The sequence below is a fragment of the Kitasatospora sp. NPDC053057 genome (genome assembly GCF_044546945.1).
Classification (GTDB): domain Bacteria; phylum Actinomycetota; class Actinomycetes; order Streptomycetales; family Streptomycetaceae; genus Kitasatospora.
Genome location: NZ_JBITZP010000001.1, coordinates 370,126 through 383,531 on the forward strand (window position 1 = coordinate 370,126; position 13,406 = coordinate 383,531).

The window sequence follows — 13,406 nt, forward strand, 5'->3', positions numbered from 1 at the left end:
TCAAGCCCGTGCCGTGGACGCGGCTCACGGAGGCCAGTCTCACCGCGCCTGCAGTCGGTCGTGCTGCCCCGGAGCCCGATCCGGTCCGACAACTGGAGTCGCTCACAAGCGATGCCGCCCGGCGATCCGGCGCGAACTTCCCCGAACGCCCGCCCGCGCAACGCGCCGCGCACCCCCTACCAGGCGTGACGCCCGCCACCGTACGTGACGTGACGCGCGCCACCGGCCACGGCGGAATGTCCAAGGGTGGCAAGGGGGATGACGAACCGTCGAGGGGCCGTGGCCGCCGGGGGGCGGCGCACGGCCCTCAGCCTCTCCGGTGCGGTCCACCCCTGGTTCGGGAAACCTGCTTCCCATCTGTACCTACTGGTATGTACAGTGGTTCGCATGACCACCCAGGACCGCCTCATCGAGAGCACCCAGGCCCTCCTCTGGGAGCGCGGCTACGTCGGCACCAGCCCCAAGGCCATCCAGCAGCGCTCCGGCGTCGGCCAGGGCAGCATGTACCACCACTTCACGGGCAAGCCCGACCTCGCGGCCGCCGCCCTGCGCCGCAGCGCGGAGCAGATGCGGGGCACCGCCGAGGCCGACCTCGCCGCCCCCGGCACCGTGTACGACCGGATCGCCGCCTACCTGAACCGCGACCGCGAGGTGCTGCGCGGCTGCCGGATCGGCCGGATGGCCCAGGACCCGGACGTCGTCGCCGACCCGCAGCTGCGCGCCCCGGTCGAGGAGACCTTCGACTGGCTGCGCGGCCGGATCGCCGAACTGATCGCCGAGGGACAGGCGCACGGCGAGTTCGCCCCCGGTCTCGACCCGGCGGACACCGCCGCCGCCGTGGTCGCCGTCGTTCAGGGCGGCTACGTCCTGGCCCGCGCCGCGGACAGCGCCGCGCCCTTCGAACAGGCCGTCCGTGGCGCCCTCGGCCTGCTCGCCGCCCACCGTCACCAGGCCTGACGGCGACCACCGCGCACGACCGCCGCAGCCATCCCGCGCCATCAGCCGCCCGAGCCCAGGAGCCCTGCCGTGCACGCCATGCAGTACGAGATCACCCTCCCCGCCGACTACGACATGGGCATCGTCCGCAAGCGCGTGGCCGACAAGGGCCACCTGCTCGACGCCCACCCCGGGCTCGGCCTCAAGGCGTACCTGGTTCGCGAGCGCGGCCAGGACGGTTCGCCGGTCAACCAGTACGCGCCGTTCTACCTCTGGCGCACCGCCGAGGGCATGAACGCCTTCCTCTGGGGCCCGGGCTTCCGCGGTCTGAGCGCCGACTTCGGCCGCCCCGCCGTCCACCACTGGCTCGGCGCAGGCCTGATCGAGGGCACCCGGACCGACTCGCCGACGACCGCCACCCGCGCGACCGTACGGCTCCCGGAGACCGCGGACCCGGCCGAGGCCGTCGAACAGGCACTCGCCGAACTCGCCGAACTCGCCGAACTCGCCGAACTTCCCGCACGCGCCGAACCCGCCGAGCTTCCCGCACGCCCCGCGCAGTCCGCCCTGCACACCGCCGCCGTCGCCGTGGACCCGAGCCGCTGGGAGCTGCTCAGCCTCGCCCTCTGGCACGGCCCGGCCCCCGAGGGCGCGCCCGGCACCCGCTACCAGGTGCTGCACCTGTCCCGCCCAGAACTCGACCGGCTGCCGGCCGGCCGCCACTGGTGAAAGGTCCCGCCACCATGACCCCCGCCGACCTCACCCCCGCCCCGCTCGACCGCGAAGCCGGCTACGCCCTGCTCGCCGAACTCGCCGGCCCGGCCGCCGCCGACACCCTCGGCGGCCTGGACGGCCTCGCCCCCGGCTTCGCCGACTGGATCGTCACCAGCCTGTTCGGCGGCACCTACCAGCGCCCCGGCCTCGCCCTGCGCGACCGCCAGATCGCCAACCTGGCCGCACTCACCGCCCTCGGCGGCGTCGAGCCGCAGCTCGCCGACCACGTCCGCAACAGCCTGCGGATCGGTATGACGCGGGAGGAGATCACCGAGGTGATCGTCCATCTCGCCCCGTACGTGGGCGTTCCCAAGGCTCTGGCCGGCCTCCGGGTCGCCACCGCCACCTTCACGGCGGCCGACGCCCCGGCATCCGGCACCCCGGCGGAGGCCCGCGCATGACCGCCGCCCCCGCCGCCCGGACCGCCCCCACCACCCGGACCGCCCGGACCGCCCGGACCGTACGGACCGTCCTCGGCGACCTCGACCCCGCCGAGCTGGGCGTCACCGACTCCCACGACCACCTGTTCATCCGCAGCCCCCGGTTCCCCGGTCAGGAGCTGGACGACCCGGCCGCCGCCGAGGACGTGCTGCGCGCCTACGCCGCCACCGGCGGCCGCACCCTCGTCCAGTGGACCCCGTGGGGCATGGGCCGGGGCGCGGACGCCCTCGCCGAGCTGTCCCGCGCGACCGGTGTCCACGTCGTCGCCGCCACCGGCGCGCACCAGACCGCCCACTACGCCCCGGGCCGCTTCCCCACCCCGAACGACCACAGCCACGGCCGCCGCCATACCCCGTACGCCGACCTCGCCGAGCGCTTCGTCACCGAGCTCACCACCGGGCTCCCCGGCGCCACCGAGGGCGTGCGACCCGGCCTGATCAAGATCGCCGACGACGCCGGCCCGCTCACCGGGCACACCCGCCGGACGATGGCCGCCGCGGCCGAGGCCCACCACGCCACCGGCGCCCCGATCGCCGTCCACCTCGAACCCGACGGTGACCCGCACGGAGTCCTGCGCCGGCTCCACGGACGGCACGGAGTCCGCCCCGACCGGATCGTCCTCGGCCACCTCACCCGCTTCACCGACCGGGCGCTGCACCGCAGCCTCGCCGCCGAGGGCGTGTTCCTCGCCCTGGACAGTCCCTCCCGGATCGGCCACCCCGCCGACCTCCAGGCCTTCGACGTGATCGCCGACCTGGTCGAGGCGGGCCTCGCCGACCGGCTGCTGCTCGGCGCCGACACCACCACCCGTACGGCCCGCGAGCTGGGCGGCCCCGCCCGGCTGCTCACCGACCTCGCCCCGCGGCTCGCCCGCACCTTCGGGCCCGAGCTGCCCGACCGACTGCTGGTCGCCAACCCGGCGGCGGCCTTCGCGGTGGACTGGCGCACCCCCTGAAGCGGAGCCGGCCGCCTCCTGTGGCCGAGTCCGCCCGCTGGGGTTTGAATCCGAGTAGCCCCTGCCCGGACCACGCCCCAGAGAGGCGGTCCCGACGATGCACTCGTGGCTCGCCCCCGCCCGGCTCGCCGTCGCGGCCTTCCTCGCCGTCGCCCTCTGCTTCTCCGGCTACCACGCGGCGACCGATGTCACCGGGGTGGTGAACTTCTTCAGCTACTTCACCGACCTCAGCAACCTCGCCGGGACGGCCGTCCTGGCGTACGGCGGCTGGGCCGGACTGACCGGCCGCCGACCGGTGCCGGACGCGGTGCGCGGGGCCGTGGTGCTCTACCTGGCGATCACCGGGCTGGTCTACGGCACGCTGCTGGCGAAGTACCCGGCGCTGCTGGTGATCCCGTGGGTGGGCGACGTGGTCCACCGCGCGATGCCGCTCGTCCTGCTCGCCGACTGGCTGATCGACCCGCCCGCCGGGCGCGTCCGCCCCGTCGTGGTGCTCGGCTGGCTGGCGTTCCCGCTGGTCTACCTGGTGTACACGCTGACCCGCGGCCACGCCGTCGACTGGTACCCGTACCCGTTCCTCGACCCCGCCCGGCACGGCGGCTACCGCCGGATCGCGGGGGCGTGCTTCCTGCTGATGGTGGCCCTGCTGTTGGTCGGGGCCGCGATCGCCGCGGTGGGCAACGCCCTCGCCGCCCACCGCGACGCCCGGCAGGGAGGGGCACCGCGCGGCCGTCACACCCGGGCCCGGAGCGGCTGACCCACACACCGCATACGCTGACGGAGTGTCACAAATCATCACGTACGGTCCGCCCCGGCGCCGCCCAGTGCCACCCACCGCCGCCAGGGCGAGGCCGGGGCACGCGGATGGGGCGTGTGCCATACGGGGGATGGCACACGCCCCACGCTCAAACCCGGACCGACGGGTCACATGTGGGTGCCGCCGTCGATGCGGAGCTCGGTGCCGGTGACGAAGGCGCCGTCGTCGGAGGCCAGCATGGCGATCACGCCGGCGACCGTCTCCGGGCCCGCGAAGCCCTGGCCGAGGGCGGGGGAGAGCTTGGCGAGCAGGCTGAAGTCGGCGTCGGCGGGCAGGCCCGGGTTGTTGGTCATGCCGCTGTCGATGCTGCCCGGCGCGACGCAGACCGCGCGCAGGCCCTGCTTCGAGTACTCCGAGGCGATCGCGTGGGTGAAGGACTGGATGCCGCCCTTGGTCGCGGCGTACGCGGCCATGTAGGGGTGGGCGAAGGTCGCGGAGGTGGAGCTGAAGTTGACCACCACGCCCCGGCCGGTCGCGAGCAGCGCGGGGAGCGCCTCGCGGGTCATCAGGAAGGTGCCGGTCAGGTTCACCGCGAGGAGCTTGTTCCAGAACTCCAGGGTGGTCTCGTGGGTGTGCGAGGAGCGGAGGATGCCGGCCGCGTTGACCAGGACGTCCAGACCGCCCAGCGCGGCGATCGCCTCGGCCACGCCCGTGACGACGGCGGCCTCGTCCGCGATGTCCAGCACCTGGCTGGTCAGGCGGTCGGCGGTGCCGTCGGCGGTCGCGCGGTCCAGGGTCTTCTTCAGGCCGTCCTCGTTGACGTCGACGGCGACGACGTTCCCGCCCTCGGCGAGGATCCGGTGCACGGTGGCCTGGCCGATGCCAGAGCCGCCGCCGGTGATCAGGACGTTCCGTCCGCTGAAGCGCTCCATGGTGGTACTCCTTCGTTCGTGGTCTCTCGACCTCAAGAGACACGGTACGCCTAGATGGCACGGTGTGCCAAAAAGTCTTGACGCGACACTTCGGCGCGATGTGCCAGGACGGCATGCGGATGCGTACGCTGACCCTTGTGACCGGACGCCCGACCCTGACCCAGCGCCGCCGTGACGCCACCCGGCTGGAGATCGCCCGCACCGCTGCCGCGCTCTTCGCCGAGCGGGGCGCCGAGGCGACCACCGCCGAGGAGATCGCCGCCGCTGCGGGCATCTCGCTGCGCACCTTCTACCGCTACTTCTCGGTCAAGGAGGACGCCGTCGCCCCGCTGCTGGCGGCGGGCGGGCAGCGCTGGGTGGACCTGCTGGCCGGGAGTCCGACGGACCTCCCGCTGCGCGAGGCGCTGGCGCGCTCGGCGGTCGAGTCGCTGACCCCGGCCGACGACGAGGCCGTCGAGGCCATGCACTGGACCCGCAGCCTGCTGCGCGACCCGCGGCTGGACGGCACCTGGCAGCGCGTCCACGCCGGATCGGAGGAGCGGCTGCGCTCCGTGCTGGCGGCCCGCTGCCCGGACGGCGTCGATCCGCTGGAGATCCGGCTCGCCGCCGCCGCGGCCACGGCGGCGATCCGGGTGGCCCTGGAACAGTGGGCCGGCTCCGACGCCCCGGTCGCCGGCCCGGGTTCCCCGCAGGACCTCGGCGCCCGCTGCATGCGCGAGCTCACGGCGGGGCTGCGGCTTCTCACGGCACCCCCAGTCGCCGATCAGCTTCCTCACAGCTCCCGCTAGGGTTGGTCCTCGCGCCCCGGTGGGGGAACCGGGGTGACCTCCTCGGATGTCTCTGAGCGGAGGGGTGCGGAGTTCGAGGCGTGGGAGCAACTGGGACATGGGTCTGACGAGCCACAAAGTGCTGGCGCTGGCCGTACTGATTGCGGTCGTGATGATGGTCGGCACGGTCTGGCTGTGGCCCAGACTCGCCCGGAAGAGCTGGCAGGCGGTGCTCGGCCGAATAGGCACGCTGCTCGCCACCCAGGTCGCCGTGCTCGCCGCACTCGGCCTGGTGGCCAACAACTACTTCGCGTTCTACAGCAGTTGGGACGACCTGCTCGGCACCGGCAGCACCGGCCCGGTGGTGATCCACAACAAGGCGGACGCCTCCGGACGCCTGATGGTGGAGACCATCGGCCAGGCCTCGGTCAAGGGCGGCGGGGCGATGGGCCGCGAGCCCAGCCAGTCCGGCGAGATCCGCAAGGTGCGGATCGACGGCAAGGAGAGCCGGCTGTCGACCGAGGGGTACGTCTACCTGCCGCCGCAGTACTTCCAGCCGGAGTACGCGCGGAAGCAGTTCCCGGCCGTGATCGTCAGCACCGGGTTTCCAGGAATCGCCGAGAACCTGATCACCCGCTTCAACTACCCGGGTGCCGCGCTCAAGCTGCTGCAGGAAGGCCGGATGCAGCCGACCGTCATGGTCCTGATGCGTCCCTCGCCCGCCCTGCCGCAGGACACCGAGTGCGAGGACATCCCGGGCGGCGCCCAGTCCGACACGTACTTCACCAAGGACGTCCCCTCGGCGATCGAGGCGAGCTACCGGGTCTCGACCGACCCGCACGCCTGGGCCTACATGGGCAACTCGACCGGCGGCTACTGCGCCGTCAAGCTGGCCATGCGCCACCCGGACGTCTTCCCGACCGCCGTCGCCCTGTCCGGGTACTACGAGGCCGCCGACGACCCGACCACCGGTGACCTCTTCGGCGGCAGCAAGCAGCGCCGCGACGAGGCCAACCTGATGTGGCGGCTGAAGAACCTGCCGCAGCCGAACATCTCCCTCCTGCTGGCCGGCACCAAGAAGGGCGACGGCAACTACAAGCAGGACACCGAGGCGTTCATCGACGGGGTGCACAGCCCGATGAAGGTCTCGTACAGCATGCTCGAGAACGGCGGCCACAACTTCGAGACCTGGAGCGCGCTGCTGCCCTCCTCGCTGGAGTGGCTGTCCCAGCACCTCAAGGTGCCGAACCAGCCGAACCAGCCGGCCGAGCCGGGCCGGCAGGGCCAGACCGACCAGCCGGGCCAGACCGTCTGACGGACGACTCCGTCGGACGAGAGCGAACCGAACCCCCGGGGCCGCCCCCGGGGGTTCGGTTCGTCGTCACGCGGCTCAGGCCACCCGCTCCAGCGTCCCGGTGTGCAGCTGGCCGACCCGGCCGCCCTCGCCCTCGAAGGTCCAGAAGGCGCGCACGGTCAGCGCGTTGAGGTCCATCACGTGGCTGACGGTGATCCCGCTCTGCTCCGTCCAGCTGACGAAGTAGATCCCCGGCGCGACCTCGGCGACGTGCAGCCGCACGTCCTCCCACTGGCCCGCCGACTCGCCGAGGCCCTCCCAGCGCAGCCGCATGCCGTCGGCCGAGTAGGTGTTTCGGAAGGCCGCGCCGTTGTCGGCCCGGAAGACGTAGGTACGGCCGGCGAAGGCGGGCAGGGACGCGGTCATGGTGGGGCGGGACCTCTTCTCGGGAGCGTGGGACGGACCGTACGGGCGGGCACATCGGACTCGGTGCACTTGTGCACCGCGGAAAATGCCAGGCTTCCAATTTATCCGACCGGGCGGATTCGGGCGGCCCCGCGCCACGGTGCGGTACGCCACCGGATGGGACGCCGGTGGCACCGGCACCCCGGTCGTCCCCGCACCTGTACATGACCCGCTACGGCACGTACACCCCGAGGCCCTGCCTGGAGGTGCCCCGGCCGTGGCGCCGGGATTGATCAACTCGGCTGCCACGCAGCGTCGTTGATCGACACCACTGTGAGCTGCGCGACAACCGGACCGATCGAGTTGTCCGTTCACGCACAGCCTGCCTAGCCTGCAACGGGTCGTCCGCCCTCGCGGACCCCGTCGCCGGGACGCCGAGTCCTGTCCACCCGTCGGCGGGCAGCCGAGCACCACAGCGGACGGGAGCGGGGGAACCAAGGTCAGTGCCCGGCCCGTGCGCACCAGCGTGCGGGTCGCGGCTAGGGGTGAAGCCGCTCCACAGGCGGCCGGGCAACTGCAGCCCGAATCCGACAGCTCACCTCGCAGGCGTCGCAGAGGACTCCCATGCACCCTCCTGCCGGGCGCCGTCGCGCACCCCGCCATGCCCGTCCGTCCCACCGCGGCCGCAACGCCGCCCTCGCCGCCACCGGCGCGCTCGCCATCAGCGGCGCCGGCCTGCTCGGGCTGCCGTCCGTCGCCGGTGCCCAGGCCGCCACCGGCCCGACCGTCACCCAGGACCGCCTCGCCCCCGCCACCATGGTCGCGGGCAAGGCCGCCACCGCCTCGCTGAGCCTGCACTCCTCGTCCTGCTTCGTCGCCAGGACCGTCGGCGTCGGCGTCCGCGACGCGCGCGGCACCAACCTGGACTTCCCGGGCAACGCCGGCAACGTGCAGATCTGCCCCACCGGGCTCGACTTCACCAGCGGCGCGCGCACCCTGCCCGCCGGGACGTACACCCAGTTCGGCTTCTGGCAGGACCTCGGCGGCACCTGGCACAACCTGCCCTCGCAGCAGCTGGTGGTCTCCCGTACCGGCACGTCGACGCCCACCCCGGCCCCGACCGCCACCTCCACGAGCGCGCCGGCCCCGACTGCCGCGCCCACCAGCGTGCCGGCGCCGACCGCCGCGCCCACCACCAAGCCGACCGCGACCACTGCGCCCACCGCCAAGCCGACCCCAACCGCCGCGCCCACTACCGCGCCCACCGCGAGCCCGAGCGCCACCGCGAGCCCGAGCACCCCGGCGCCGGCGTCCCCGATCGCCGGCAAGTCGCTGACCTGGTCCGACGAGTTCAACGGCCCGATCAACTGGGGCCAGCGCTGGGTCGGCGACAAGAGCACCGCGTACAGGTACGGCAACCACAACCCGGACGACAACAAGCTCGACTGGCTGAACAAGAACAACGTCAGCGTCGCCAACGGCGTCGCCACCTTCACCGCCACCCCCGGCGGCCCCACCCTGGAGAACGGCCAGCAGTCCTGGAACACCGGCTTGCTGACCACCGAGGGCTCCGCCGAGGGCTTCCAGGTCAAGACCGGTGACTACGCCGAGACCCGGGTCAAGATGCCCTCCGTCACCGGTGCCTGGCCCGCCCTGTGGACCTGGAAGAACGGCAACGGGGAGATCGACTCCTTCGAGTACCACCCCGACAACCCGAACCTGCTGGAGCTGACCAACCACGTCAACCCCGGCAACCCGGACTACTACACCGACGCCAAGGCCGTCGCCAAGGACCAGTGGATCACCATCGGCACCTACTACGGCGCCAACTCGGTCGACTGGTACGTCAACGGCGTCAAGGTGTACTCGGACGGCAAGGGCGTGGGTGCAGACTTCTCCGCGTACCTGATCCTCAACCTCTCGGTCGGTGCCGGCAAGTACCACCCGGCGCCGCAGGGGAACACCCCGATCACCTTCGCCGCCGACTACGTGCGCGTCTACCGCTGAGCGCGGACGCCGAGCGCACGTAGCCCGCAGACCAGCCGCTCTCAGGAACCGGCAGCCGTCTCGACCACGTTCAGGTCGAACGGCTGCCGGTTGTTGCGTTCGTCCCGGTCGTCCGGGCTGTGCACCTCGACCGACCCGCCGGTCAGCACGCCCGTCGGCACGTCGCGGGAGACCCGCACCGGGACGAGCGCGGTGGCGCTGCGCCCCTGCTTCAGTCCGGCCTCGAAGACGCAACGCACCGTGCGCCCGCCCCGCAGCACCGCGCAGTCGGCGGGGAAGTACGGGCCCTGCGGTGTCACGCCGTCCGGCAGGGTGACGATCACGGTGAACGGCGAGGCCGTGGTGTCCGGGCCGCGGTTCGCGACGAAGGCGTGGACGGTGGTCCTGCCACCGGGCGGGGCGGGGTCCGGGTCCATCCGGGTCACCTCCAGGTCGGAGTGGGACCGTGCGGCGGCCGGGCTCGCCGCCGCGACCCGCGGTTCGGGCCGGGGCGCGGGACGCAGGGCCCAGGACGGCCCGGCGGCCAGCAGTGCGACCGTGCAACCCGCCGCCGTCACCGCCGTCACCGCCGTCGGCGTCTGCCCCGCCGTGGCCCCGGCGGCCCGGTCGGCCGTGCCGCCGGATCCGACCTGAAGCCCCCTGCGCCTGCCCCGCGTACGCTCGGACACCGCTCACCGTTCCCTCGTGCTCCGGCCGCCCGCTCCGTCGCGGGCCGCGTCCGCACCAGGGTGGTGGCACCGGGGGTCCGGACCCGGCGCAACCCGCCCACCGGTCCGTCGAAAGGAGGACAACGCGAGCGGGATGCGGCAGCGGCCCCACCGCGCGACCCGGGCAAGGCGATTGACGAAACGTCAGGGCGCGAGGACCTGCCCGAGTCGGGACGCGATCTGGTGCATCACCGGCACCAGCGAGGACGACCCCGCCTGCTCCTCCAGCGCCCGGATCCGGGCCTCCGGACCGGACACCGACAGGGCTGTGGGCGTTGGAGCGCCCGGTACCGCGAGCGCGATGCAGCGGACGCCGATCTCCTGCTCCTGGTCGTCGACCACGTACCCGCGCTCGCGCGCCTCGGCGAGCTGGTCCATCAGCTCCTGCGGGTCGGTCACGGTGTACTCGGTGTGCGCGGGCAGCGGGTTGGGGCCCAGGATCGCGCGCGCCTCGTCCTCGGGGAGCTGGGCGAGCAGCGCCTTGCCGACGCCGGTGCAGTGCGGCTGCACCCGCCGCCCGACCTCGGTGAACATCCGCATCGAGCGCCGCGACTGCACCTGCCCGACGTACACCACCTCGCCGCCCTCCAGCACGGCCAGGTTGGCGGTCTCGCCGGTGGCCTCCATGAGCTCGGCCAGGTAGGGGCGGGCCCAGCTGCCGAGCAGGCGGCCGGCCGTCTCGCCGAGGCGGATCAGCCGGGGGCCGAGGGTGTAGCGGCGCGCGGTGTCCTGGCGGACATAGCCCTGCTGGACGAGGGTACGAACCAGTCGGTGGATGGTCGGCATCGGGAGGCCGGAACTGCTGGAGAGCTCGCTGAGGGTGGCCACCCCGCCGGAGTCGGCCAGCGCCTCCAGGAGTTGGAAGGCGCGTTCGACGGACTGCACGCCGCCGCTCGCGCGGTCGGCGCCTGTCGTCGATGCTGTGTCGGGGGTCGCAACCACCGGCGTTCCCTTCGCTGTCGGGGAGGAGTAGAGTCCCGGCGACCTCTTCAACAAACCGTTGAAATTCTGTATCGCGGAAACTAGTCTCCACCTTACAGAATCGAACTCGCCGACAGGCGGGTAACGATCGAGGAAGTTCCCGAGGAAGTTCCCACCGGAACTCCCTTCGCCAGGCTCAACCGTCTTAGGAGTGTCCTGCTCATGGCTGCAGATCAGGGGCCCGTCGGCGCCTCCCCCGCCGCTCCGGTCGTCACTGTCGCCGGTCCGCGCGTCCATCGGGCGGAGGAGGTGCTCACTCCGGAGGCGGTCGCCTTCGTCGTCGGCCTCCATCGCGCCTTCGAGGGCCGTCGGCAGGAGCTCCTGGCCAGGCGGAAGACCCGACGCGCCGAGATCGCGCGCACCGGCACGCTGGACTTCCTCCCCGAGACCGCCGGCGTCCGGGCCGGGGACTGGAAGGTCGCCGAGGCGCCGCGCGCGCTCCAGGACCGCCGGGTCGAGATCACCGGCCCCACCGACCGCAAGATGGTCATCAACGCGCTCAACTCCGGGGCCCGGATCTGGCTCGCCGACTTCGAGGACGCCACCTCCCCGACCTGGGAGAACGTGGTCAGCGGCCAGGTCAACCTGATCGACGCCTTCGAGGGCCGGATCGACTTCACCAGCTCGGCCGGCAAGGCCTACACCCTCAAGCCCGCCGCCGAACTCGCCACCGTCGTGGTCCGCCCGCGCGGCTGGCACCTGGACGAGAACCACCTGCTGGTCGACGGCGTCCCGGTGGCGGGCGCGTTCGTCGACTTCGGCCTGTACTTCTTCCACAACGCCGCCCGGCTGCTCGCCAAGGGCGCCGAGGATCCCAACTCCGGCCCCTACTTCTACCTGCCGAAGACCGAGAGCCACCTTGAGGCCCGGCTCTGGAACGACGTCTTCACCCACGCCCAGGCCGAACTCGGCATCCCGCACGGCACCGTCCGGGCCACCGTGCTGATCGAGACCATCACCGCGGCCTTCGAGATGGACGAGATCCTCTACGAGCTGCGCGACCACGCGGCCGGTCTCAACGCCGGGCGCTGGGACTACCTGTTCTCGATCGTCAAGAACTTCCGCGACGCCGGCGAGCACTACATCCTGCCGGACCGCAACAGCGTCACCATGGCCTCGCCCTTCATGGCCGCCTACACCCGGCTGCTGGTGCAGACCTGCCACAAGCGCGGCGCCCACGCGATCGGCGGCATGGCGGCGTTCATCCCCAGCCGCAAGGACCCGGAGGTCAACGCCGCCGCGCTGGAGAAGGTCAAGGCGGACAAGGACCGCGAGGCCGGCAACGGCTTCGACGGCTCCTGGGTCGCCCACCCGGACCTCGTCCCGGTCGCCCGGGCCTCCTTCGACGCGGTGCTCGGCGAGCGGCCCAACCAGAAGGACAACCCCGGCCCGGCCGAGCCGGTCACCGCCGCCGAACTGCTCGACATCGCGGGCGCCGGGGGCACCTGCACCCACGCCGGGCTGCACAACGCCGTCCAGGTCGGCATCCGCTACATCGAGGCGTGGCTGCGCGGGCTCGGGGCGGTCGGCATCTTCAACATGATGGAGGACGCCGCCACCGCCGAGATCTCGCGCTCGCAGATCTGGCAGTGGATCCACAACGGGGTCGTGCTGTCCGACACCGGGGAGAAGGCCACCGCCGAGCTGGTCCGCACCCTGGTCGCCACCGAACTGGCCGAGCTCCGTGCCGAGTCGGGCGCCGAGGCCTACGAGGCCGGCCGCTGGCGCGAGGCCGCCCAGCTCTTCGAACAGGTCGCCCTGGCCGAGGAGTTCGCGGACTTCCTGACCCTCCCCGCGCTTCCCCTGCTGGGCTGAGCACCAATCTATCCACCGGCGCCACCGCTGCCGCCTGCCGGGCCGTAGCAGTTCCGCCGCCCTTTGCTCCGTTCCGTACGGCGACGAATCCACCTGTCCTCTCGTCGCCGTACGGAACGGTCTTTTCTGTGTGAGGAGTTCACTGATGGCGCGCATCTTCTTCAACGGCCAGGCGATGGCCGGCGGACCGTTCCACGGCAAGGTCGCCGACGCCCTGATCGGCCCGGTCCGCACCGCACCCGGTTACCGCTTCTTCTCCATCGACCACAGCGGCGGGACGGACGTCTGCCCGGGGCTGCTGGCCGACCCGGCCGTCGACAGCGCGATCGAGGGCGAGCTGTACGACATCAGCCTGGAGCGCCTGCGGGACGTCATCCTGCCCGGCGAGCCCCGGGAGCTGGAGCTCGGCGTGATCAAGCTGGAGGACGGCTCCCCGTGCCTGTCCATGCTGCTCGCCCGGGGCGAGGTCGAGCGCGGCGTGCACCGCGAGATCACCCACCACGGTGGCTGGCGCGCCTACCTGGCGACGCTGGGGCGCACGGCCTGACGGTCGGGGGACCGGCGAACGGCGAACGGATACCTGAGAACAGACTTCAGCGAACAGATGATGAAAGTTGTCATCCGTTCGCTGAAGT

The 13,406-nt window shown here is 72.6% G+C and carries 14 protein-coding genes and 1 riboswitch; of the genes, 10 read left to right on the plus strand and 4 right to left on the minus strand.

The window, feature by feature from the left end; genetic code table 11:
- The first annotated feature begins 387 nt into the window (after positions 1–387).
- From ACIG5E_RS01680 to ACIG5E_RS01700, 5 genes are all read left to right on the plus strand, one after another.
- Entirely contained in the window at positions 388–957 is a 570-nt protein-coding gene (locus ACIG5E_RS01680; RefSeq protein WP_396530790.1) for a TetR/AcrR family transcriptional regulator, read from the plus strand.
- 69 nt (positions 958–1,026) lie between these two features.
- Positions 1,027–1,665, plus strand: coding sequence for a DUF4865 family protein (locus ACIG5E_RS01685; protein WP_396530791.1), 639 nt, complete (start codon positions 1,027–1,029; stop codon positions 1,663–1,665).
- Positions 1,666–1,679: 14 nt separating this feature from the next.
- Positions 1,680–2,111 carry a carboxymuconolactone decarboxylase family protein gene (locus ACIG5E_RS01690; protein WP_396530792.1) on the plus strand — a complete coding sequence of 144 codons (432 nt, stop codon included), beginning with the start codon at positions 1,680–1,682 and terminating at the stop codon, positions 2,109–2,111.
- Entirely contained in the window at positions 2,108–3,106 is a 999-nt protein-coding gene (locus ACIG5E_RS01695) for a phosphotriesterase (RefSeq protein ID WP_396530793.1), read from the plus strand. The genes ACIG5E_RS01690 and ACIG5E_RS01695 overlap by 4 nt, the downstream gene beginning before the upstream one ends.
- A 97-nt stretch (positions 3,107–3,203) precedes the next feature.
- Complete coding sequence (locus ACIG5E_RS01700; protein WP_396530794.1) at positions 3,204–3,863, plus strand: Pr6Pr family membrane protein; 660 nt, start codon at positions 3,204–3,206, stop codon at positions 3,861–3,863.
- Between the two features lie 167 nt (positions 3,864–4,030).
- Here ACIG5E_RS01700 and ACIG5E_RS01705 read toward each other — a convergent pair whose 3' ends face one another.
- The gene (locus tag ACIG5E_RS01705; protein WP_396530795.1) at positions 4,031–4,795 is read right to left on the minus strand and encodes an SDR family NAD(P)-dependent oxidoreductase; all 765 of its coding nucleotides are present in this window, start codon (positions 4,793–4,795) and stop codon (positions 4,031–4,033) included.
- A gap of 137 nt (positions 4,796–4,932) precedes the next feature.
- On the opposite strand from ACIG5E_RS01705, the gene ACIG5E_RS01710 reads away from it, so the two are divergent.
- Positions 4,933–5,583 (plus strand): TetR/AcrR family transcriptional regulator, encoded by a 651-nt coding sequence (locus tag ACIG5E_RS01710; protein WP_396530797.1) that lies wholly within the window; start codon positions 4,933–4,935, stop codon positions 5,581–5,583.
- 97 nt (positions 5,584–5,680) lie between these two features.
- Positions 5,681–6,877, plus strand: coding sequence for an alpha/beta hydrolase-fold protein (locus tag ACIG5E_RS01715; protein ID WP_396530798.1), 1,197 nt, complete (start codon positions 5,681–5,683; stop codon positions 6,875–6,877).
- Positions 6,878–6,952: 75 nt separating this feature from the next.
- Here ACIG5E_RS01715 and ACIG5E_RS01720 read toward each other — a convergent pair whose 3' ends face one another.
- Positions 6,953–7,282 (minus strand): MoaF-related domain-containing protein, encoded by a 330-nt coding sequence (locus ACIG5E_RS01720; RefSeq protein ID WP_396530800.1) that lies wholly within the window; start codon positions 7,280–7,282, stop codon positions 6,953–6,955.
- A 437-nt stretch (positions 7,283–7,719) separates the two neighbouring features.
- Positions 7,720–7,883: riboswitch (cyclic di-AMP (ydaO/yuaA leader) on the plus strand.
- A 2-nt stretch (positions 7,884–7,885) separates the two neighbouring features.
- Between ACIG5E_RS01720 and ACIG5E_RS01725 the strand changes: the two genes are divergently transcribed.
- Entirely contained in the window at positions 7,886–9,268 is a 1,383-nt protein-coding gene (locus tag ACIG5E_RS01725) for a hypothetical protein (RefSeq protein WP_396530801.1), read from the plus strand.
- 41 nt (positions 9,269–9,309) lie between these two features.
- Here the strand turns inward: ACIG5E_RS01725 and ACIG5E_RS01730 are convergent, their stop codons facing one another.
- Positions 9,310–9,936, minus strand: a complete 627-nt coding sequence (locus tag ACIG5E_RS01730) for a hypothetical protein (protein ID WP_396530802.1) — start codon at positions 9,934–9,936, stop codon at positions 9,310–9,312.
- Between the two features lie 183 nt (positions 9,937–10,119).
- On the minus strand, positions 10,120–10,917 hold the full coding sequence (locus tag ACIG5E_RS01735; protein WP_396530803.1) for an IclR family transcriptional regulator: 798 nt from the start codon (positions 10,915–10,917) through the stop codon (positions 10,120–10,122).
- A gap of 201 nt (positions 10,918–11,118) precedes the next feature.
- On the opposite strand from ACIG5E_RS01735, the gene aceB reads away from it, so the two are divergent.
- Positions 11,119–12,771 carry a malate synthase A gene (gene aceB / locus ACIG5E_RS01740; RefSeq protein ID WP_396530804.1) on the plus strand — a complete coding sequence of 551 codons (1,653 nt, stop codon included), beginning with the start codon at positions 11,119–11,121 and terminating at the stop codon, positions 12,769–12,771.
- A gap of 145 nt (positions 12,772–12,916) precedes the next feature.
- On the plus strand, positions 12,917–13,318 hold the full coding sequence (locus tag ACIG5E_RS01745; protein ID WP_396530805.1) for a gamma-glutamylcyclotransferase: 402 nt from the start codon (positions 12,917–12,919) through the stop codon (positions 13,316–13,318).
- Positions 13,319–13,406: the final 88 nt, after the last annotated feature.

Excerpts from the sequence above, each read along its gene's own strand:
- ACIG5E_RS01680 (WP_396530790.1), top strand. The coding sequence starts at position 388 with ATGACCACCCAGGACCGCCTCATCGAGAGCACCCAGGCCCTCCTCTGG.
- ACIG5E_RS01690 (WP_396530792.1), top strand. The coding sequence starts at position 1,680 with ATGACCCCCGCCGACCTCACCCCCGCCCCGCTCGACCGCGAAGCCGGC.
- ACIG5E_RS01695 (WP_396530793.1), top strand. The coding sequence starts at position 2,108 with ATGACCGCCGCCCCCGCCGCCCGGACCGCCCCCACCACCCGGACCGCC.
- ACIG5E_RS01700 (WP_396530794.1), top strand. The coding sequence starts at position 3,204 with ATGCACTCGTGGCTCGCCCCCGCCCGGCTCGCCGTCGCGGCCTTCCTC.
- ACIG5E_RS01705 (WP_396530795.1), bottom strand. The coding sequence starts at position 4,795 with ATGGAGCGCTTCAGCGGACGGAACGTCCTGATCACCGGCGGCGGCTCT.
- ACIG5E_RS01715 (WP_396530798.1), top strand. The coding sequence starts at position 5,681 with ATGGGTCTGACGAGCCACAAAGTGCTGGCGCTGGCCGTACTGATTGCG.
- ACIG5E_RS01720 (WP_396530800.1), bottom strand. The coding sequence starts at position 7,282 with ATGACCGCGTCCCTGCCCGCCTTCGCCGGCCGTACCTACGTCTTCCGG.
- ACIG5E_RS01725 (WP_396530801.1), top strand. The coding sequence starts at position 7,886 with ATGCACCCTCCTGCCGGGCGCCGTCGCGCACCCCGCCATGCCCGTCCG.
- aceB (WP_396530804.1), top strand. The coding sequence starts at position 11,119 with ATGGCTGCAGATCAGGGGCCCGTCGGCGCCTCCCCCGCCGCTCCGGTC.
- ACIG5E_RS01745 (WP_396530805.1), top strand. The coding sequence starts at position 12,917 with ATGGCGCGCATCTTCTTCAACGGCCAGGCGATGGCCGGCGGACCGTTC.